The following is a 22,610-nucleotide window of genomic DNA, read 5'->3' as shown; positions in this document are numbered from 1 at the left end:
TGACTATTTTTAAAATCACAAACAAACCACTATTACTCAACCTATTCAAAACTGACAGCCTTGAAAAAATCCCTCACTCTCTCCTTTTTATTTGTTTTTATTTTTAGCCAAATTATTTTCGCACAAGAAAAAAAGCCAAAAGTTGTCTTAGTATTAAGCGGTGGCGGTGCCAAAGGAGTAGCGCATATTCCGCTTTTACAAAAACTGGATTCTTTACACATTGTTCCAGATCTTATCGTAGGGAATAGTATGGGAAGTATCATCGGGGGGTTATATGCCATGGGGTATTCAGGCGACAGTATCGAAAAAATTACAAAAAGTATCGACTGGGACAAGATACTAGGCGGTGGCCAGTCCTTAAAGACAGTAAGCGTTGAGGAAAAAAGAGAATTTCAAAGATATTTGGTCGGCCTAGGAATTAAGGATGGAAAACCAAACAGTATTAGCTCTATATTGAATGATCAAAACTTGAGAGAATACCTTTCTGAATTGACCTTTCCTGTTTACAATGTTAAAGATTTTGACAAACTCCCAATTCCGTTTCGAGCTATGGCTACTGATTTAGTAGAGGGGAAAGAAGTTATTTTAAGCAGTGGCAGTCTGGCTTTTGCAATGAGAGCCAGTATGTCATTACCCGCAGTTTTTAATCCAATGAATTATGAAAAAACTGTCTTAGTCGATGGTGGTGTTATGAATAATTTCCCGACCGACATTGCCAAACAAATGGGTGCCGACATCATCATAGGCAGTGATGTAGGCGGCGGAATGGAACCTATAGAAAAACTAAATAGTTTTGCAACAGTATTAATGCAAACTAGTATGTTTCCTAGTAACATAAAAAATCCTGCTAATCGCTCTCTGTGCAATATATTAGTAGATCATCTTCCTAATTTACGTTTTTCAACGGCTGATTTTGCTGAAAGTAACAAAATTTACAAAGACGGTAAAATTGCAACAGCTCAAAATTTACCAGCTTTAATCGCTTTAGCAGAAAAATTAAAGCCATTTCCGCAGCGTACTCACGAACTCCCAAAAATGCCTAACGAATTTGTCCTTGATACTATTGTCTATAAAAACATAAGCAAGGAAAATATTCCACTGGTAGTAGCTAGAGCAAACCTCAAAACACATACAAAATACACTACAAGAGATTTAATATCGGGGCTAAATAGAGCTATGGGGACAAATCTTTTTAGTCAGATCACATACAGCTATTTCATTACCGATAAAGATAAACTGGGAATTATACTGACCGGTTTTGAAACTGCCAAAAACCAAGTCAATGCATCGCTGCATTATGACACTTATAGAGGTGTTGGGCTAATTCTTAATTATACCGCCAGAAATGTTCTTGCCGAATCTTCACGCTTAATTATCACAGGAGACATTGCCGAGCAGCCAAAAGTTAGAATCGATTTTCAGAAAAATTTCGGAAAGAACAAAGACTGGTGGTGGGGATCTGAACTTTATGGAGCCTTTTTAAGACAGGAAATATTTATAGATGGTAAGTCGGCAGACAATATACTTTATAATGCATTTGAATTCAACAATGAAATAAACAGAAATTTAAATTCATTAAAAAGCTACATCGGTTTTGGTTTAAATTACCACTATACTAATTTAAAACCAAAATACGATACTGACTACAACCCTAATGTTTTTAACATCAGCAGCTACAACTTTAATGATTCAGAAATAAATCTGCATTATTCCTATAATGACATGGATAAGGTTTTCTTTGCCACAAATGGAACAATTTTAAAATCCAATATAAGCCGTTCATTGTTTACAAACGCCAACATCTCATTTTCTGACCCAGCCATAACAAACATTTCCAGCTCAACAAACGGCTATACTAAATTTGGATTTTCATTTGAAAAAAGAGCAGTTCTAAAAAGAAAAATTACAGGAATGGTAGGATTTGATTCGTATTTCATTTTCCAAGATAAACTTAAAAATGACCAAGCCTCTTTTTCGGATTATGGCTATGCAGCCAAATATTTCTTGGGAGGCATCATACCAAGTTCGGGCAGTAACCGCTTTTCTTTTCCTGGCCTGAATGAAGACGAAGTCAATGTTACTCAATTCATGGGAGTTAGACTTGGTGCGCAAATGAATCTAAAGGGGAAATTATATGTAACTCCTCATTTTAATATCGCTTCAGTGGGTTTTGATAATTTTAATGAATACATTGATAAAGTCTTTACTCCAAAAGGGAACTGGGATCAAAATTTAGAGACAAGTCTGTTATTGTCCGGAGGAGCTGCTATTTCGTATCAGTCAATTTTAGGACCTATTCACTTTGACACTTCCTGGATAAATAATATTGACAAAACCAGATTGTTCTTTAGTATTGGTTTTTCACTTAATCCATAGAAAAAAAAGACTTGGCATTATACAAAATACAAAACCCGTTTCTTTCGAGACGGGTTTTGTTACTATAAAGGTCTTTATAATTACTCTTGCAGCGTAAACTTTATAGCAGTACCGCCTCCTGAAGCTAAATTCAAATCTAATATTGTTTTACTGTTTACAGTTTTAGTATCGATAGTTACCGGATAAGGATTCGTTTTATAATCTGCTCCGGGGCCATCAGCATATATTTCGGCCTGATATTGTTTTCCTTCTTCTAAAAAAGATAAAGAAACTGATAATTTTCTGGCTTCTTTATTCGTGATAGAACCCAAATACCAATTTTTCCCTTCCCAATCTTTACGGACAATAGTGGTGTATTCTCCAATTTTGGTATCCAATACTTTAGTTTCAGACCAAGTACACGGCACTTCTTTAACGAATTTAAATTCTGGCTTTCCTTCATAATTTTCAGGCAGATCTGAAGCCATCTGCAATGGACTAAATATCACTACATACAAGGCTAACTGGCTTGCTAATGTAGTCTGCACTTTTGCATTATTTGGTGTTTTGTAGTCAAAATTAAAAATTCCAGGCGTGTAATCCATTGGACCAGAAAGCATTCTTGTAAATGGTAAAATAACAGTATGCTGCGGCGAATTACCTCCATCGGCGGACCAGGCATTGTACTCCTGTCCTCTTCCACCTTCTGCAGACATGAAATTTGGATACGTTCGTTGTAAACCAGTTCCTTTTACAGGTTCGTGGTTATCAATCATAATGTGGTATTTTGCCGCTACTTCAATCACTTTACGATAGTGACGAACACCATACTGGCTATCATGCCATTCTTTTTTATCCAAATACTTATTTACATAACCTGTTTTTACAGCATTTATACCCAATTTATTATACAGTTTGAAAGCTTCTTCGAATTGGTTTTCATAGTTTTTTGTAGCTCCTGCAGTTTCATTATGTCCTATCAAACGAACCTTTTTCTGAGTGGCATACTTAGTTATTTCATCCAAATCAAAATCTGGATAAGGTTTTGTAAAACTAAAAGCTGCACCATCGGCAGTCCAGTCACCGTCCCAGCCTACATTCCAGCCTTCGACTAATACTCCGTCTAAATTATTTTTGGCTGCGAAATCAATATATTCTTTAGTAATTTTAGTGGTCGCTCCATGTTTTGGACCTTGTCCCCAAGTATATTTTTCGAGATGCATTCCCCACCAGATACCAATATATTTTGAAGTTTCAATCCAGGACTCATCAGTAATTTTTGAAGGTTCATTTAAATTTAGCATTAAAGTAGAAGTTACCAAATCGCCAGGCGTTTTACCTACAATAACGGTTCTCCAAGGAGTTACAAATGGTGTCTGAGCATATACTTTGACACCATCAGCCCACGGCACAAGATCACTTTTGTATTGATTGCCTTTTAACTTCAGTAAAGTCATCGATGCAAAATCGGTAAGGTTTGCTTCATGGATGGCGACAAACAGCTTGTCTTTGGTTTCAAAAGTGGCAGGCGTATTAATTGTATCGGTTTTACTCATGAGCGTTTTTTTATACTCACTTTCGTAATAACTGTTATCTCTATGAACCGGAATTGACCACACATCGTTATCAAACGGAAATGAAAACTGTGTAATTTCATTCGAAATTTTTATTTTATCCAAATGAGGCTGTTTTGGAAAAGAATATCTAAATCCTAAACCATCATCAAAAACCCTAAAGATAATATCCACTAATCTTCCTTCTCCCTTTGATTCTTTCAAATGAACAATTAATTCATTATGAGAATCTCTAACTTTTCTAAATTCGCCCCAAGGCTGTTCCCAAACAGTATTGGCGGTATTTTTATCGACTTTTATCACCTCAAATCCTTCCGTCATCTTTTGAATTCCATCAAATTCAAAACCCAATAACGAAGGTTCTATTACCGATTTTCCGCTGGAGGAAAAACTATACTGAGGCTGTCCTGTCTTTGTCAAATAAAACTGCAATTCATTGTTTTTACTTGGGGAGGTAATTGAATATATTTTCTTTGCATTACAGGACAAGGATAATGCAAATACAAAACCAATCAGGTAAAATCTATATATTATTTTTTTCATTATTTATCTGCATTAATTATAACTGCTATTTAACTTCATTTAATAATTGTTTTGCTTTGTCGGGCTGCATAGACACAAAATAGCCAAATACTTTGTCAAGTTTTTTCTGCGCCTCTGTGTTGCCTTTCTTTTCTTTTCTCAAATTGTAAAGTTTACTGATTTCAGAAAACGAACTGCTGGTATTTTTTACTCCAGCAAAAGTTTTAATCTTTTCGACATACGAATACCCAAATTCCTTGGTTGGTTCAATCATGGTTCCTTCGCCAAAATCGTTCCATGTAATTAATTGAAGATAATTTACCTTGGCAGATTTTGCCATTGCTAATGTCTCGTCTAGAGTTGCGCCATTATTATGATCAATAGTCCAGCCAATATCATCTCCTGCTCCACCATCTTTATAAAAATCATGAAATCCTGGATAAGCACCACCCATGCCAACTGAAAGTTTAGGGAGTGTATTGGTGTAAAAATTACTTAGATACGTGTTGTCTTTGTATACCCATGCATATTCTCCAGACGCATTTGTTCCTGCTTTAGAAGAGTGATCCCATAAGGTTAAAAATGCTGGTTTTGTACTCAAGCCGCTAAAAACATTTGTCCATTCATCGGCAGTGGTTAAAATGATTGGTCCAAAATTCATTAATAATGGCTTACTGTTGATTTTTATATAATTAGAATCTCCAAAGTAATGGCTCTGCATATAACTTAAATCTGTTTTTGCCGCACTGGTAACTGTAGGCGCTAAACCTGCGTCTACAATATTTTTTAGAAATCGGTCTTCATAAACTATAGCATATTCTAGACCTACTTTGTCCAGCATAGCAATAAGCTGTTCGGTATTTTCTTTGACCATTTTATAATCATTAAGATCATAAGTGCCGTACCAATCAATTAAAACTCCGTCAATTCCTGCGTATTTCATCATTAACAAATGATTTTCGATCACCTCTTTATCTCCGGAATGATAAGGACCAATAAGCGGATAATAGTACGATGCAATTTCTCTGCGTCCATTAGCATCTGCATTATTTGGGTTTTTGTTTGCCATTGTCCAATGATAGCCCCATTTATGATCAGTGCTGCTTTCATTGGTTTCAAACCAAGCCATATAATGCATATAGATTTTGGTGCTGTTTGTCTTTTCTACAGGAACAGGATCGAAAGTCTCGGTAACTGGAGGAGTAGAAGTATCTGATTTTTTATCATCTCCACTACAGCTAGATGTTACTGCAAGATTGATAATACCTATGCAGAACAAGGTGATGTATTTATTCATTGATTTAATTATTGAATTTTAAAAAATATCAGCCTCCCACGACTAACCAACATGGGAGACTGACAAAAAGAACCTAATAACCAGGATTTTGTTTTAGGTTTTTATTAGTAGTAAGAACTGTACTTGGAATTGGAAAAATTGCTCTGTATTGTTCAGTTGCTCCTTTTTCCCACCATGGTAAAAAGAATGTTCCAAAACGGATATTGTCTGTTCTTCTTTTTCCTTCGAAAGTGAATTCTTTTAACAGCTCCTGATCTATAAAAGCAAGATCAACTGTCGCCGGCATTTCTTCTCCTGCACGGGCAGTAACCTGCTGTACAAATGGTTTTGCAAGATCTGGAGAACCCAAACGCACATAACATTCGGCTTGCATCATTAATATTTCGGCATAACGGATTAGTACGAAATCGTGGTCACGTTCCCACATTTCGCCAGCTTTCATTTCATATTTGCCAATACGCACACCTTGATTTTCTTTAGCATCAGCCACACTATTTACCTCCTCTGTATAAGTTAATGGTTCTCCATTATCCATGATAATTACAGATCCAGTTGCCAAATTGATCTGATCGCCGGCAACCATACATTTTTTTCTTTTATCAGTATCTGCAAAAGCCGAATAAACTCCAGGCTGTGCACACATTCCGTTTGCGCTCCAAGGATAATCTCCTGTGGCAGAAAGCGTCAGTTTATGCAGATAATGACAGGACATGGAACTCATATAGTTACCAACAGTTCCAGCTTTTGAATCGTAAGGAATTGCAAAAATTATTTCAGGTGACTTTTGATTTTCTGTTGCAAAATTGGCAAAGAAATCTGGTGCTAACGTATAACCCGAAATTTTTTGGCACATATCAATACAATCCTGCCAGCGCGGTGTACTTATAAAAGCTTCTGAATTTAAATACAATCTTGCCAGTATCGAATAGGCAACATTTTTTGTCAATTTAGAATACACCACATTCGAAGTTAAATGAGGAATGGCATCCAGTAATTCTTTTTCGACAAAATCATAAACTTGTTTTCTAGTCGAATTTGAAGGTAAGCCTACATCCTCAAAATTGGTTACAATTGGCACATTTCCAAATAAATCCAAAAGATTGTAGTAATAGTAAGCTCTCAATCCTTTTAATTCGGCATAAATCGGTGCTTTTGCATCTGCTGCCAAAGATGATTTATCTACCTGATAGATTATCGAATTAATTTTAGCAATTCCTGCATAATTATAGCGCCAAGCCGAAAGAATCATACGGTTATCAGCATTCCAGGTATGTTTTTGTGCATCTTGATATTGTCCGCCATCGTACCAGTTTGTTCCTCGGGTAGGAATAGTAGCTTCATCCGAAACAGTCTCGTTTAAGAAAAAAACATATTCGCAAGTTGGATATGAATTTGAAATCGCATCACCAAACCCTCTTAAGGACGAATAAGCACCACCAACTAAAGCATCAACTTCTTTTGGAGTTTTTCCAAAATTTGTATCTTCCACTTTATCAAATAGCTCTTCATCAAGATTGGTGCATGAAATAGTAAAAAGCATGCTTATGATTAATACTGCTGTTATTTTGATTTTCATTTTATATATTTTATAGTTAGCAAATCGTTTAATTATTTATCGAAAAATTCACACCAAACGAAATGGTCATTGGTCTCGGATAATTATTAAACCTATCAATCCCAGGATTATCTAAACCTGACAAATTAACTTCGGGATCTACACCGCTATAGTTTGTAAACACAGCTAAATTTTCTCCCATCATGTACACTCTTAATTTTGAAATTTTAGATTTTAATGGTATTACATAACCAACTGTTAGAGATTGTATCCTGAAAAAAGATGCATCTTCGATCCAATAACTGGAGAAAGTAGGAGGCGATTTTATACCTGAACCCACAAAATCATCAGGAACATTGTAAGCTGCCATTCTATTTGGATCATACAGCATCATATTAGTAGCATTTAATACTTTTTGCCCAAATAAGCCATATCCTGAAATACCTAAATCAAAATTGCCATAGGTAAAATCCATTCCAAGTCCCATAGAAAAATCAGGCTGTACATTTCCTAAATCTTTTTTCTCAGTGCCAAGGATAAATTTGCCATCAGCATCTAAACCAGAAGCTTCGTAACCCCAAAAAGTTCCAACTGGATACCCTTCGGCAATGATCTGCGAATATTGGTTTGACATTCCAGAAAGACCATGTAAAGAACCGCTGTAAATCACATCTGTTTTATAAGATGGATTTGATAGTTTTTCAATTTTTTGAATATTATGAGCCATTGTTAAATTTGCATTCCAAGTAAATTTTTCGCGCTCCATAATTTTAGCATTCAATGTAAGCTCCAGTCCTTTGTTTGACAATTCACCAACATTTGCAAGCATTGTACCTACTAAATATGGAGGCTGCGGTACTTCATAAGTATATAATAAATCTTTTGTGTTTTTAGAATACCATTCGAATGAACCTGTAATACCTTTAAAAAGACCAAAATCAACACCAATATTAAACTGCTCCGTAGTCTCCCATTTCAAATCAGGATTTGGATTTTGCGTAGGTGAGTATGCTAAACTCCAGCTATCGGTCGCTGGATCATAATAACTGTCACGACCCACTCCCAAGATTGAAAGTGACTTGTACTCGCCTATCCCGTCTTGATTACCGGTAACTCCATAACCTACTCTTAACTTTAAGTTGGTAAGCCAATTTTCTGTAGATTTCATAAAATCTTCATTAGATATTTTCCAAGCTGCAGATGCCGATGGAAAAGTTCCCCATTTATTATTTTCTCCAAAACGGCTTGATCCATCTTTTCTAATTGTAGCGGTCAGCATGTATTTGCTGTCATACGAATAATTAGCACGGGCAAAAAGTGACACTAAATTTGATTTTCCTTTATAAGAATACACATCCCCCAAACGGTAATTATAGCCTGCTCCTAAATTATTATACGAAAAAAGATCTGTTACAAAACCGCTTCTCTGAGCGCCAAATCCTTCATAAATATTTTCAAAATAAGAATAACCCACCATTCCGTTGATGTTGCTTTTTCCTAATGTTTTAGTATAATTCAAATAGGTTTCTACCTGACTAGTAACATATTCCCCATACGTTTTTTGTGCATATCCATCTTCTGTCTGTCCTTCCATAACTGCATAAGTAGGTTTGTATGTGTTGCCTTTGTTGGCATTATATTCCATTGACAGATTCACTACAGCTTTGAAATCATTAAAAAACTTAGCTTCCGATTTAAAGTAACCTAATAATCTGTTTCTGTCATTATCCGCAGTTCTGTTCGTTTGAATTTCAACTGGGTTTTCATACAGAGTCCCTCCTACTGATGTAAAATTTCCATTAGCATCACGAACAGGAATAGTAGGATTCAAGTTAAAAGCACGTTCAAATATTCTATAATCCAATGGATGGAATTTGTCTATAGAGGCAAATAAACCAGTATCAAATTTTACTGCTTTGTTTAAAATATACTGATAGGCATTTAAATTGGCACTCAAGCGTTTTAAATCAGTTGATTTGATAACCCCTTGATTATCTAAATACGATAACGAAGTACGAAAACCACTATCGCCGTTACCGGACGAAATGCTTAAAGTATGAGAATGTGAAATTGCTGTCTGTTCCAATTCTTTCTGCCAATTAGTATTTGCACCATAATCGATTGCATCTTTCATATTATTTTCGCGAACATATCCTCTCCATTGATTTGCAGAAAGCATATCGATATGGTTTGAAGCAGTTCCAACTCCTGAATACCCATTATAAGTTACAGAAACTCCTCTAACTCCAGATTTTGTAGTGATGATGATAACACCATTAGCACCTCTAGAACCATAAATTGCAGTTGCCGAAGCATCTTTTAAAACATCAATTGACTTAACATCTGAAGGCTGAACAATGTTGATGTCTACACCTGCAATTCCGTCTACTACAATAAGCGGATTATTGCTAGCTGTCAATGAAGTTCCGCCTCTTAGTCGTATTGAAGATCCGTAACTTGGATCACCACTGTCTTTTACCAATGTTAAACCCGCCACTTTTCCCTGCAAAACCTGTTCTGTAGAAGAAATAGTTCCTTTGGCCAAATTATCTGCTGATACCGTCGAAATAGCTCCTGTAAGATCTGATTTTCTCATAGTACCATATCCTACAGATACTATTTTAATATCATCAAGCATATTGACACTGCTGTCCAAACGAAAATTAATAGGCGCGTTCGAATTGGCATCTACCTGAGCAGTCTTTGTATTAAAACCCATAAAAGCCGCTTCAATTGTACTTCCTGATGCCACTTCAAGAACAAATTTACCAACGAAATCAGTCGATACAGCATTCTTAGTTCCAGATTCCTTAACTGTTGCTCCTGCTAACGGAACGCCCGAATTGTCATAAACGGTACCAGTAATTAGCTTTTTTCCCTGCGCATATACTCCTGCAGAAAGAAAAAGCATCAGAATCATTAATAGCAATGATTTGTTAGCCCATACTTGATGCAGTACTATTTTTTTATTTTTATTATTCATTAGAATTTATATTTTTAGTTGATAATGAATTGTTTAGTCTAATGTTTTCAGAGGTATCGTTGTATCTGAAATAACTTTCCCTTTATTGTCTTTTATCAAAACATGAATCTCGGTTAAGTTTTTTATTCCAGCCAATCCCGAAACTAGATCTATGAATCCTTTAATCTCTGCAGTGTTCCCTGCAAACTCTCCAGTTAGTATTTTGGCCCCAGCCGTAACTGTATAAATAAGTTTATTAACACCAGATTCGTTGTTTTTTCTCATGACTCCAAGAAAGTCTTTCTGGCTAATCTGCAGAGGGAAAAAACTAAATACCGGCGGTGGTGGCGGGGTGTAATCTGCTGCAATAAGAACCTGATCGGGAGTTGTGCCCGCCCAATCATCTTTGACCATCAAAAAGACTAGATTTGTCATAATGTATCCGTCTGGCGTATTGTAATACTTAGAAGGGATTAAATCCATTTTGTAAATCCCGCCTCCTAAATCTTTCAATTTTGTTTTCTCAACTATTTCTGGAAGCCAAGATTGATATTCCTGTTTTACATCCCAGTCATTAAGTCCGCTGTGCATGTGAACACTTGTCGCATTCTCAAAACCAGGCTGCAGATTTGCATTGAATAAAATACTTAAACCTTCATTCAGGCTAGGTTTAGTTGGGTATGCTCTAATTAATTCATTAGCAGTGCTGAAAGAAGAAAAATCAGTATAAGGGACATTCGCAACTTCAGATTGTTTTGATCCATTAAAATTTTTCAATCGAAACCAGAAACCTGCACTTGCTGCAATCTCGGCTGGCGTTTTAGAAAAATAGACTGTTGGTGTCAAAGTAAAACTCCATATTCCATCGCCTTCAGACTTCAATTTTGCAAAATCAGAAGAATGCTCCCAATTCCCAGCATCCGGCTCAGAAGGAGACCAAATCCAAATATAAATATCCTCTTCAGCCGTAAAAGTGGTAGCTGACAGATCAAAATACCAAGTAACCTGCTCATCATATTTATAAACTACAGGATAAGAACTGATTTTCCCAACAGAACCTGCTTGTTCTTGCGACTGAACGAGATTTGGAATCAAAAAAAGCGCAAGTAAAATTGTATATATAATTTTTTTCATATCAAATTATTAATTAATTGCTTTTAATTTAAAAACATACGACACAAAAGCAGTACCTCCCGAAGTTCGAACCAATTGAATTTCCATTTGGTCATTACTTCCAGGGACTGACGTTAATCGCAATTCGTCTGTTTTGTGTGTTTTTTGAGCATCACTATACAAGTAGATTTTTGATGCGGTTCCATTTGTCTGCTGAAAATTGGAACTTAATTCCCAATATCCTTTTAGAGCAAACAAAGGAGGAACATTACCAGTAACTTCATAAGTAGTAGGCTGATTTTTGTCGTCAACACTAAAATTAATTTTAAAGTCTGGATAGTTAAACAGAGTACTTAAATTCTGTTCACTTGGTTCAATGGCATTAGACTTTGCAAATTCGTCTACCATTTTTAAATTCATTAAACTCCAGTCTCCATTTACTTTTTCGTAAACCGTGATTGGTTCTACTGAGTTTCCATCATCAAATTCATTACACCCGAAGGTTAATAAACATAATACAATGGCTAACCCATACATAATTTTACATTTCATAAATTTGGTTTTGTTAGTTATTATTGGGTCGAAATTAGAAGTATACTAACAGGCAAAAAAAGAATTTATGAAAAATCAAGATATATAAAAGGTAAAAAACAATTTAAATTATTGAAAATCAATCAGTTGAAATTTAAGCTGATTAAAAAAAATCAAGATGAAATTTAGATTCAAAAAAACACTTAAATCACAAAATAATATCAATATCCAATATAAAAGAAGAAATATTTTCACATAGCACATAAATAAACCATTATTTTTATCAAATAAAGATTTTTTAAAGTATATTTAAGATTTATACAGAGAGAGAAAAAATCAAGACATATAAATCTTACATTTTTTAAATACTTAATCTATAATTACCTGAAATTCAACCCTATTTAATTATAGAACTAAAATACACCTACACAGATGCACAGATTGGCAATTTTATTGTTTTTTATATTTAATACCGTCATTTCGGCTCAAGAAACAGCACCTACTTTAGAAATTCTTGACAAAGTATTACTTAAAAAAGATTTCTATATCAAACAAAAATATTCTAAAATAAAAACCCTTCGAACGGATGCTCACAAATTCATTTTAAGCCAAAACAACAAAAGCCTTTACAACACGTACATGTTATTGTTTGATGAATACAAATCATTCAAATACGATTCAGCTTATTATTATTTAGAAGAAGCAAAATCAAAGGCGATCAAATTAAAAGACCCTGCATTACTAGCAAAAACAAGAATAAAAGAAGGTTTTATACTGTTATCATCAGGTCTTTTTAAAGAGGCTATCGACACATTAAACAGTATCACGCCAGAACAATTAGATAACAGAAGCAGATACGAATATTACTCCATCAAAGCCCGGGTTTACTATGACTTAACAGATTACAACAAAGACCAGAGATACAGCATTCATTATGTGCAGATGGGGAATGAATTTCTCAAAAAAGCATTAGCCTTAACCAAACCAAACACAAATGAATATTGGGCCGCAGAAAGTCTTGAACGCTTAAAGCAGCAAGATTGGGAAGGTGCCAAAAAAGCATTCAGCTATTGGATAAACCACTATGATTTACCGCCAAAATACTATGGAATCGCCACTTCAAGTCTTGGCTACATTTATTCAGAAGGAGGAAACAAAAAGAAAGCTATAGAATATCTGATTCTAGCAGCAATTGCCGATATCAAAAACGCTACAAAAGAAACTGTTGCATTGCGCAATCTAGCCAATGAACTGTTCAAAATGGGACAGATAGAAACAGCAAACAGATATGTCAATCTTGCTATGGATGATGCAACTTTTTATGATGCAAAGCATCGAAAAATAGAAATATCGTTCATTTTGCCAATTATTGAAAAAGCACAGTTCAGCAAAGTAAAAAGCAAAAACGACTTACTCGAAAACATTATAATTCTGCTAACCCTTTTTGCACTAATAATTATCGCTTTCCTTATTATTATCGTAAAACAATTAAAAGAAAAAAATGCCTCCAAAAAAGTAATGGCAGAAGCACTGAGCAAATTACAGGAAATGAACATCAGTTTAAGCGAAACCAATACTATCAAAGAAGAATATATTGCGTATTTTATTAAAGCCTCCTCAAACCTTATAAATAAGATTGACCACATACAAAAAAGCACGATTCAAAAAATCATCTCTAAAAAAACAGATGAAGTTATTTCCAGTCTAAAGAGATATAATGTAAAGGATGAACGGGAGCACCTATTTCATCAATTTGATGAAATTTTCCTAAAGCTATTCCCAACGTTTATCACTGAGTTTAACGAATTATTTTCTGACGATCATAAATCAATCGTTAAAAAAGGGGAACTATTAAACACAGAGCTCAGGATTTTCGCATTATACAGATTAGGAATTCAGGATGCTAACCAGATGGCAGACTTCTTGGAATTATCTGTGGCAACAATTTACACTTATAAGACCAGAATAAAGAGCAAGTCTAAATCGAAAGATAAATTCGAAGAAAAAATCATGGCCATCAGAGCAATCTAAAAATGTTTTATATTGCACCACCAATCTCGTTTCCAGTCATTTATTCGTAAAACAGCTCAAATGTAACATAGCAAAGACTCCGTTGCTTTTCTCCAAATTTTAAAAACAACTTTGCTCCAGCAATCAATTAAAAGTCATCTTTGCATAAAAAACAAAAACCCGTTTCTTTCGAAACGGGTTTTGTATAATTGAGAATCTTTATGATTATGCTTCGAATGGAAGTATAGAAACATAAGATTTGTTATCTCTTTTCTTTTGGAACTGAACAACTCCATCTACTCTTGCGTGTAGGGTGTGATCTTTACTAATGTAAACGTTTTCACCTGGATTATGCTTTGAACCTCTTTGTCTTACGATGATGTTCCCAGCAATAGCAGCTTGACCACCAAAAATCTTAACGCCTAAACGTTTTGATTCTGATTCTCTACCATTCTTCGAACTACCGACACCTTTCTTGTGAGCCATGACGTATTAGTTTATTTTGTTATTATTCTTGTGTATCTTCTTTTTTAGCTTTTGGAGCTTTTTTCACTTTAGGAGCTGCTACTTCAGCTTCTTCTGTAGTTGCTTCAACTGCTGCTTTTTTTGGAGCTGCTGCTTTTTTAGCTGTTCCACCTGCAGTAATACCTTCAATTACAATTTGAGTAAGATATTGTCTGTGACCGTTTCTTTTTTTGTATCCTTTTCTTCTTTTCTTTTTGAAAACGATAACTTTATCACCTTTTAAGTGTTGTAACACTTTAGCTTCTACTGAAGCACCTTCTATAGCTGGGGCGCCTATTGTGATTGATCCGTTATCATCTACCAAATAAACTTTGTCAAAAGAAACTTTTGATCCTTCTTCATTTGCTAAACGGTGAACGTAAACCTTTAGGTCTTTGCTAACTTTAAACTGTTGCCCTGCTATCTCTACGATTGCATACATACTGAATTGTTTTAATAATTTTTAAGGATGCAAATATACAATTAAATATTTACCCTGCAATCCTTTGCAAAAAAAATATTAACACCTTTAAATATGATATCTTTCTGTTCCATATTTAAAACAATTACCGTGATAAAACAAAACAAGTTCTACATTTACTAATACTGAATTTACTTACTAATCTAAAATAAAAAGAGTATTTTTGTTGTAACAACTATAATAAAATCATGACTAACAATAAATAAATTATTAATCTTTATGAAAAAATCAATAATGATGTTAAGCGCTGCATTAATGCTGGGAGGAGTTGCTTCTGCTCAAAAGGTAGCTTTCGAAGAATACGATTTAGATAATGGCTTACATGTTATTTTACACCATGACCCTTCAGCTCCTGTTGTAATAACATCGGTAATGTACCATGTAGGCGCCAAAGATGAGAGTCCGGACCGTACAGGTTTCGCTCACTTTTTTGAACATCTTTTATTTGAAGGTACTGAAAATATCAAAAGAGGCGAATGGTTTAAGATTGTTACTTCAAATGGAGGAACAAATAATGCGAATACAACAGATGACAGAACTTATTATTATGAAATTTTCCCGTCAAACAATCTGGAGTTAGGACTTTGGATGGAATCTGAAAGATTACTGCATCCTATTATTAACAAAATTGGAGTTGACACACAAAACGAAGTTGTAAAAGAAGAAAAAAGAACCAGTTATGATAACCGTCCATACGGAAATATTCTAACTGCCGTAAAAGAAAACATGTTCAAAAATCATCCGTACAGATGGACAACTATCGGCTCTATGAAAGATCTGGATGCTGCAACTCTTGAAGAATTCCAAGCATTCAACAAAAAATTCTACTTGCCAAATAATGCCGTTTTAGTTGTTGCAGGTGATTTTGAAAAAAAACAAGCCAAAGAATGGATTCAAAAATATTTTGGCGTAATTGCTAAAGGAGAAGTAACTCCGAAAAAAACGTATACCGAAGAACCTATTACTCAAACTATCAAAGCAACGTACGAGGATCCAAACATTCAGATCCCTATGCTGGTTGCAACTTATCGTACTCCTTCAATGAAAAGTAGAGATGCAAGAGTACTGGATTTGATTTCATCTTATTTAAGCGATGGCAAAAGTTCTAAGCTATACAAAAAAGTTGTAGATGACAAAAAAATGGCTTTAGAAATCGGGGCGGTAGGTTTTAGCCAAGAAGATTATGGTATGTATATATTGTACGGTTTGCCAATGGGCACGTTTACTACTAATGACATATTAAAAGAAATAGACGAAGAAATCGTAAAAATACAGACTGACCTGATCTCTGAAAAAGATTATCAAAAACTACAAAACAAATTTGATAACAACTTTGTGAATTCCAATTCAAGCATAGAAGGAATAGCTAATAATCTTGCCTCTTTTTACCTTCTTTACAAAGATGTCAATTTAATCAACACCGAAATTGAACTATATCATTCTATAACACGCGAAGAGATAAGAGAGGTTGCTAAAAAATACCTAAATCCAAACCAGCGTTTACTTTTAGATTATGTACCAGCCAAAGCAAAACCTCTTAACTAAAGAAATTGATATCATGAAAAAAATAAGTATAATATTCATCCTTTTGTTAGTAACAGGAATTATGCAAGCACAAGACCGCACGCAGCCTAAGCCCGGAAAATCACCTACAATCAACATCAAAAAACCACAAACTTTTGTTCTGGCTAATGGCATGAAAGTAATGGTGGTAGAAAATCATAAATTACCTCGAGTTTCCTTCAACTTAACCCTAGACAACGCACCATTTGCCGAAGGAAATAAAAAAGGAGTAGATCAATTAACCAGCAATTTAATTGGAAACGGAAGCAAGAAAACTACAAAAGCGGCCTTCAATGAAGAAATAGACTTTTTGGGAGCCGATATCTACTTTAGTGCCCAAGGAGCTACTGCAAATTCACTTTCGAAATACAGCGGAAGAGTTTTAGAATTAATGGCAGAAGGAGCCCTGAATCCTAATTTCACTCAAGAAGAATTTGACAAAGAAAAAGCCAAATTAATTGAAGGAATGAAAGCCGAAGAAAAGAGCGTTCCTGCAATTGCTAATCGAGTTGTTGATGCTTTAGCTTTTGGAAAAAACCATCCATCAGGAGAATTTGTCACCGAAGCAACATTAAACAACATCACACTAGCTGATGTCCAAACCAATTACCACAACTATTTCGTGCCAGAAAATGCATATTTAGTAATTATCGGTGATATTAAATACAGCAATGTAAAAACTGCCGTAGAAAAATTATTTGGCTCTTGGGAAAAAAGAAGTGCTCCAAAAACGTCATATGACGCACCAGTAAATGTTTCAAATTTACAAATCAATTTAGTTGATGTTCCAAATGCAGTTCAGTCAGAGATTACATTGGTTAACACTGTAAATTTAAAAATGGGCGATCCTGACTTTTTCCCTGCAGTAATTGCTAATCAAATTTTAGGAGGCGATTTCAATAGTTATTTAAATATGAGCCTGCGCGAAAAACACGCGTGGACTTACGGAGCAAGATCAAATGTTGGAGCCGGCAAATACACTACAAAATTTTATGCTAAATCTGCTGTAAGAAATGCGGTAACCGACAGTGCAGTAGTTGAATTCATCAAAGAAATAAAAAGAATCAGAACTGAAAAAGTAACTGATGAAGTATTGAAAACTGTAAAGGCCGGATATATTGGAAGGTTTGTTATGCAGGTAGAAAAACCGCAATCAGTAGCACGATATGCATTAAATATCGAGACAGAAAATCTTCCTGCTGATTTTTATGAAAAATACATCCAAACAGTTAATGCTGTTACAGCTGATGATGTATTGCGTGTTGCGAACAAATACTTCTTAATTGACAACACCAGAATTGTAATTGCTGGAAAAGGTTCGGAAATAGGACCAGGATTAGAAAAACTAAACATTCCTATATTCTATTTTGACAAATATGGCACGCCATTGGAAAAACCAGTTTTGAAAAAAGAAATCCCAGCGGGAATTACAGCCAAAAATGTACTTGAAAACTACATCAAAGCAATTGGAGGAGATAAAGCTGTAACATCAGTAAAATCTATAGCTATGAAAGGATCGACCTCAATTCCGCAGGCTCCGTCTCCGCTAACATTTACTTCAAAAACAGATACAAAAGGAAATTCATTAGTAGAACTTGCAATGGGACCTATGAGCGTGATGAAACAAGTAGTCAATCAAAAAGGAGCTTATGCCATCCAGCAAGGCCAGCGCAAAGATTTTGAAGGTGCTGAATTAGCCGAAATGAAAGCATCTGCAACTCCATTTGAGGAAGTATTGCTGTTAAAAAATCCAGCCCTTACTATTGACCGAATTGAAAACATTAATGGCAATGACGCCTATGCAATCAAAAACGGAAAAACTACTTATTTCTATGACACTAAAACAGGTTTAAAATTATCTGAGTCAAAAATTATAGAACAAGGCGGACAAACGATGAACGTCACAACTAATTTTGAAGATTACAAGGAAGTAAAAAGCGTAAAAGTTCCTTTTACTATCATTCAGAATGTAGGCATTGAATTAAACATCAAAATGTCTGAAATCACCATCAATGAAGGTGTAAAAGATACCGATTTTCAATAACTAAATATTTATTTGCAAAAAAAATAGACTGCTAATTGGCAGTCTATTTTTTTTATATCTAATTCATTTTTTAGAATTCAGATACCTAAACAGTAATAATTAAATTATTTCTTAGCCGATAAATAAACTCCTATCAAAATAATGAAAGCGCCAATACATTGAACAAATGTCAGCACCTCATTATCGAGCATTCCCCAAAAAATAGCAACAATCGGAATCAAATACGTAACCGATGTTGCAAAAACAGGCGATGACATTTGAATTAATTTGAAGAAGATAATATTTGCAATTCCTGTACCAACAACACCTAAAATCAATATAAACCAAAGGGAATGCTGTACTTTTTCAACATGAACAATTTCGAATAAATCAGTAAAAAACAAAATTCCCAAAGCAGGAAAAAGCAATACCAAAAAATTTCCCGTTGTAATACTCAAAGAAGTCAAATCGGATAAATATTTCTTAATCAAATTAACGTTTGTTGCGTAACAAATAGAGGCAATCAAAACCAAAACAGCATAATAATAATTTTGCTCCGGATGATTAACTGCTCCGTTAAAAACCAAAAGCAAACAGCCAACAAGTCCAATAACAACGCCCCATATTTGATTTCTTCTGAAAGTAATTCCAAAAAAAGCAGCTCCCAGAATCAAAGTATTAAGCGGTGTCAGCGAATTTAAAATGGCGGTAATTGAACTGTCAATCTGAGTCTCGGCAATTGCAAAAAGATAAGCCGGAATAAATGTTCCAAACAAAGAGGTTAATGCAATATATTTCCACTTATGGCTTGGAATTTTAAGCAAACTTTTAAAACCAATTATAAGTAAAAACAGCGCTGCAAAAATAATCCGTAAAGAACCCAATTGAAAAGCAGTCAATCCAATTAGTCCTTTTTTTATCAATATAAAAGAGCTCCCCCATATAAGAGACAACACCAACAAATAAATCCACTTCAGCTGCTTTGATATCATAAATTTAATTTTGATGCAAATTTGTAATAAATTTAGCAATCACCACTTCCTTTTTAATTATTTTTGTATCAAATTATTAAAACGTAAAATCTCAACATAATGAACTTCACAAAATCAATCGCAATTATAGCACTTTCAGGACTGCTTTTTGCCAGCTGTAAAGAAAATAAAACCGAAGTAAAAACAGAAACTGCTTCTACAGAAACTACAGCACCGAAAGTTAAAAAAGAAATTGCTCCCGAAAATCTTCAGACCGCTAGCTTCAGTATCGAAGGAATGACTTGTGCTGTAGGATGTGCTGCAACAATTCAGGAAGAATTAACAGTACTTGACGGCGTACAAACAGCCAAAGTTGATTTTGATAAAAAACTAGCTACCGTAACTTTTGACAAAACCGTTCAAACTCCCGAAAGCTTGACCAAAGTAGTTCAGGCAACTGGTGACGGAAAAACGTACAAAGTCTCTAATATGAAGTCGTAAAACGACAAATTATTAAACACGTAAATACAACAAAGCCCACGATTTAAATCGTGGGCTTTGTTGTATAAATCCTATTTTAGTAAGATTGCTTTCTTCCTCGCAAAGACTTTGGTTGCGATTTTTACCTAAAAACTACTAACTGTTATCTGCTTTCTGAATATTGCTATCTATACTATAACTACTTCCACTTCAATGTTTCCATCAAACGCTGCATATCATTCTTAATATAACTCGCAGCCGGCATAATAGAATCAAAATTAGGTTTTGCATAAAAATAAACAGAGCCAGTCACGAAATGCTTAATACTGTCTGTAGCATAAAACTGAGAGTTTGTTGCTGCATTTCCATCTACTTCATAAAACATCCCATATACTTTTTTATCGGGGTTGACGAATGGCTGTTCCAATATATCATCTGCTTTTATAACATGCTCATACGTTAATTTTTGAGCATCTCTGAGCAGTTTATTAACATCGTTACGTACCGGTTTATAAGTAAGATAGATAGTTGCCTTCATTTTTGGATAAGTGATCGAATAACCGCAGCCCGCATCTTCCTTCACAACTGCTTTAGAATTCACATCAAATTCAAATGGACAATTCCCTTTAAAACCAATATATTCCGCTTCAGGATAATCCAATCGCAAATAACTGGAAGGCTTAGGCAAAACGTCTTTTTTACATCCGGCTATTAACAAGAAGAATGCAAAAAACACAACAAGAAAGGTAATTTTTTTAAGCATTTTTTATTTTATTCAATCGTTACTTTTATTTGTTTAACCCTTTTTTGATCTACAGATTCGATAACAAACGTGCAGTTTTCAAAAACTATTTTCTGTCCCTTTTTTGGAAAATTACCTAACAACTCCAGAATAAATCCAGCTAATGTCTCTGCTTCTCCCTTTTGTTCTTCAAATAAATCCTCATCAACATCAATAATCCTGTAGAAATCCTTTAGATTTATTTTACCCTCAAAAATATAATTTCTATCATCAAGTTTTGAAAAATTAACAGGCGCATCATCAAATTCATCACTGATATCGCCAACTATCTCTTCTATAACATCTTCCAAAGAAACCAGTCCAGATGTTCCTCCATATTCATCAACAACAATTGCCAAATGACTTTTCATACTTTGAAAATCTTTGAGCAGATTGTCTAATTTTTTATTCTCGGGAACAAAAAAAGGCTCACGTAATAGGGCTGTCCAATCAAAAGTCACGTTATTAATATACGGAAGTAAATCTTTGACAAACAAAACGCCTTCTATCTGATCTATATTGTCTCTATAAACTGGAATTCTCGAAAATCCTTTTTCAATAATCTTGGGGTAGATTGATGCAAAAGACTCCGTAATTTCTAAAGCAAAGACATCAATTCTTGGACTCATTACTTGTCTAGTATCCGTATTTCCAAAAGACACGATTCCTTCCAATATTTTCTGTTCTTCAGTTGAAGTATCATCATTGGATGTTAATTCTAATGCTTGTGAAAGCTGGTCTACTGAAAAATTTGTCTTTTGTTTTCCTAATTTATTCTGCAAAAACAAAGTAACTGAACGCATTGGAGTACTTACAGGAGATAAAAACCTGTCTAATCCAGAAATGGGATATGCAATTAATTGTGCAAACTTAACATTGTTTCGGCTGGCATACACTTTTGGCAAAACTTCTCCAAAAAGCAACAGTAAAAAAGTTACTAAAATTACTTCGATTGTGAATTTTAAAACGGGAGAATCTATCGCTGAAAAAATATCTTTACCGACAAAAGAAAATAAAATAACCACACCAATGTTAATGAAATTATTAGCCACAAGTAAAGTTGCCAGCAATTTTTTTGGTTTTTCTAAAAGCCTTGCAATAATTTTTCCCTTAGAACTATTTTCTAAAATAGAATCTTCTAAATCCTTTTGTGACAAGGAAAACAAAGCTACTTCAGCGCCTGAGACTATCGCTGAACAAAACAGCAGAATAACAATTCCGATAAAACCGAATATTAAAGTAAGATCAACTTGAGAAGCAATCTCAAAACTGGGCTCTGGATCCAAATTGGTATAAATTAGTTAAACAATCAGAACGGCAAATCATTGATTGGCAAGCCGTTATTTTGAGGGTCAAAGTTAGTGTTTTTTAGGGATTCTGAAGAACTTAATGCCTTATTACTTTCAGCATCTTTTTTGGTTGTCAAAAAAGTAAATTCAACTACCTGAATTTCCATCGTATGTTTGGTCGAGCCATCTTCTGCCTGCCATTGCCGTGATTTAATGCGCCCTTCCACATATATCTTATCCCCTTTTGAAAGATATTTTTCAAAAATTTCTGCTACTTTATTACGAACAACCAGATTATGCCATTCTGTAGAAGTGATTTTTTCGTTGGTGGTTTTATTGATATAAACCTCATTTGTTGCTAATTGAAGCCTGCCAATACAGTTTCCTCCTTCAAAATAATGCATTTTGACATCGTCGCCAAGATGCCCAATAAGCATCACTTTATTTAATGTTCCGTTCATAATCTTGTGGTATTTCTATCAAAGGTACATTATTTTTTGAAACATTTTTTATAGGTTTTATCAGAGTATATGTTTTAAAAGTTTCATCTACATCTGAATCTGAGTGATTACAGAAATAATCAAAACTGACTTTACACA

The 22,610-nt window shown here is 34.6% G+C and carries 17 protein-coding genes; 5 read left to right on the top strand and 12 right to left on the bottom strand.

What is annotated here, in order from left to right; genetic code table 11:
- Nucleotides 1-60: 60 nt before the first annotated feature.
- Entirely contained in the window at nt 61-2,376 is a 2,316-nt protein-coding gene (locus C8P67_RS05535; protein WP_115811220.1) for a patatin-like phospholipase family protein, read from the top strand.
- A gap of 80 nt (nt 2,377-2,456) precedes the next feature.
- Here C8P67_RS05535 and C8P67_RS05530 read toward each other — a convergent pair whose 3' ends face one another.
- The 6 genes from C8P67_RS05530 to C8P67_RS05505 all read right to left on the bottom strand — a co-directional run bounded on the left by C8P67_RS05530 (nt 2,457) and on the right by C8P67_RS05505 (nt 11,930).
- On the bottom strand, nt 2,457-4,472 hold the full coding sequence (locus C8P67_RS05530) for a glycoside hydrolase family 97 protein (protein WP_115811218.1): 2,016 nt from the start codon (nt 4,470-4,472) through the stop codon (nt 2,457-2,459).
- Between the two features lie 25 nt (nt 4,473-4,497).
- On the bottom strand, nt 4,498-5,748 hold the full coding sequence (locus tag C8P67_RS05525) for a glycoside hydrolase family 71/99-like protein (protein ID WP_115811217.1): 1,251 nt from the start codon (nt 5,746-5,748) through the stop codon (nt 4,498-4,500).
- A 73-nt stretch (nt 5,749-5,821) separates the two neighbouring features.
- A complete protein-coding gene (locus C8P67_RS05520; protein WP_115811215.1) occupies nt 5,822-7,324 on the bottom strand; it encodes a RagB/SusD family nutrient uptake outer membrane protein in 1,503 nt (500 codons plus the stop codon).
- Nucleotides 7,325-7,352: 28 nt separating this feature from the next.
- Nucleotides 7,353-10,286, bottom strand: a complete 2,934-nt coding sequence (locus C8P67_RS05515) for a SusC/RagA family TonB-linked outer membrane protein (protein WP_115811214.1) — start codon at nt 10,284-10,286, stop codon at nt 7,353-7,355.
- A gap of 33 nt (nt 10,287-10,319) precedes the next feature.
- Nucleotides 10,320-11,399: a hypothetical protein gene (locus C8P67_RS05510; RefSeq protein WP_115811213.1), complete on the bottom strand. Its 1,080-nt coding sequence runs from the start codon at nt 11,397-11,399 to the stop codon at nt 10,320-10,322.
- Nucleotides 11,400-11,408: 9 nt separating this feature from the next.
- Entirely contained in the window at nt 11,409-11,930 is a 522-nt protein-coding gene (locus tag C8P67_RS05505; protein WP_115811211.1) for a DUF5004 domain-containing protein, read from the bottom strand.
- A 411-nt stretch (nt 11,931-12,341) separates the two neighbouring features.
- Between C8P67_RS05505 and C8P67_RS05500 the strand changes: the two genes are divergently transcribed.
- On the top strand, nt 12,342-13,940 hold the full coding sequence (locus C8P67_RS05500; RefSeq protein WP_115811209.1) for a DUF6377 domain-containing protein: 1,599 nt from the start codon (nt 12,342-12,344) through the stop codon (nt 13,938-13,940).
- 204 nt (nt 13,941-14,144) lie between these two features.
- Here C8P67_RS05500 and rpmA read toward each other — a convergent pair whose 3' ends face one another.
- The gene (rpmA, locus tag C8P67_RS05495) at nt 14,145-14,405 is read right to left on the bottom strand and encodes a 50S ribosomal protein L27 (RefSeq protein ID WP_111409679.1); all 261 of its coding nucleotides are present in this window, start codon (nt 14,403-14,405) and stop codon (nt 14,145-14,147) included.
- A gap of 22 nt (nt 14,406-14,427) precedes the next feature.
- Nucleotides 14,428-14,865 carry a 50S ribosomal protein L21 gene (gene rplU, locus C8P67_RS05490; protein WP_115811207.1) on the bottom strand — a complete coding sequence of 146 codons (438 nt, stop codon included), beginning with the start codon at nt 14,863-14,865 and terminating at the stop codon, nt 14,428-14,430.
- Nucleotides 14,866-15,123: 258 nt separating this feature from the next.
- Here rplU and C8P67_RS05485 point away from each other — a divergent pair, with 258 nt between their 5' ends.
- Nucleotides 15,124-16,449 carry a M16 family metallopeptidase gene (locus C8P67_RS05485; RefSeq protein ID WP_115811205.1) on the top strand — a complete coding sequence of 442 codons (1,326 nt, stop codon included), beginning with the start codon at nt 15,124-15,126 and terminating at the stop codon, nt 16,447-16,449.
- Nucleotides 16,450-16,462: 13 nt separating this feature from the next.
- The gene (locus C8P67_RS05480) at nt 16,463-18,511 is read left to right on the top strand and encodes a M16 family metallopeptidase (protein WP_245980380.1); all 2,049 of its coding nucleotides are present in this window, start codon (nt 16,463-16,465) and stop codon (nt 18,509-18,511) included.
- Nucleotides 18,512-18,615: 104 nt separating this feature from the next.
- On the opposite strand, the gene C8P67_RS05475 is transcribed toward C8P67_RS05480, so the two are convergent.
- A complete protein-coding gene (locus C8P67_RS05475) occupies nt 18,616-19,482 on the bottom strand; it encodes a DMT family transporter (RefSeq protein WP_115811203.1) in 867 nt (288 codons plus the stop codon).
- A gap of 99 nt (nt 19,483-19,581) precedes the next feature.
- On the opposite strand from C8P67_RS05475, the gene C8P67_RS05470 reads away from it, so the two are divergent.
- Complete coding sequence (locus C8P67_RS05470; RefSeq protein WP_115811201.1) at nt 19,582-19,962, top strand: heavy-metal-associated domain-containing protein; 381 nt, start codon at nt 19,582-19,584, stop codon at nt 19,960-19,962.
- A gap of 178 nt (nt 19,963-20,140) precedes the next feature.
- On the opposite strand, the gene gldD is transcribed toward C8P67_RS05470, so the two are convergent.
- Genes gldD through C8P67_RS05455 form a run of 3 tightly spaced genes read right to left on the bottom strand, consistent with a single transcriptional unit; the run spans nt 20,141 to nt 22,472 of the window.
- Nucleotides 20,141-20,704, bottom strand: a complete 564-nt coding sequence (gene gldD / locus C8P67_RS05465) for a gliding motility lipoprotein GldD (protein WP_115811199.1) — start codon at nt 20,702-20,704, stop codon at nt 20,141-20,143.
- Nucleotides 20,705-20,712: 8 nt separating this feature from the next.
- A complete protein-coding gene (locus C8P67_RS05460; protein ID WP_115811197.1) occupies nt 20,713-22,008 on the bottom strand; it encodes a gliding motility-associated protein GldE in 1,296 nt (431 codons plus the stop codon).
- Nucleotides 22,009-22,031: 23 nt separating this feature from the next.
- The gene (locus C8P67_RS05455) at nt 22,032-22,472 is read right to left on the bottom strand and encodes a single-stranded DNA-binding protein (protein ID WP_115811195.1); all 441 of its coding nucleotides are present in this window, start codon (nt 22,470-22,472) and stop codon (nt 22,032-22,034) included.
- Between the last annotated feature and the right edge of the window lie 138 nt (nt 22,473-22,610).

The organism is Flavobacterium aquicola, assembly GCF_003385115.1.
In the GTDB taxonomy this organism is placed as follows: Bacteria; Bacteroidota; Bacteroidia; order Flavobacteriales; family Flavobacteriaceae; genus Flavobacterium; species Flavobacterium aquicola.
The sequence above is the reverse complement of the archived record's forward strand: the minus strand, read 5'-3'. Positions and strand labels throughout refer to the sequence as shown.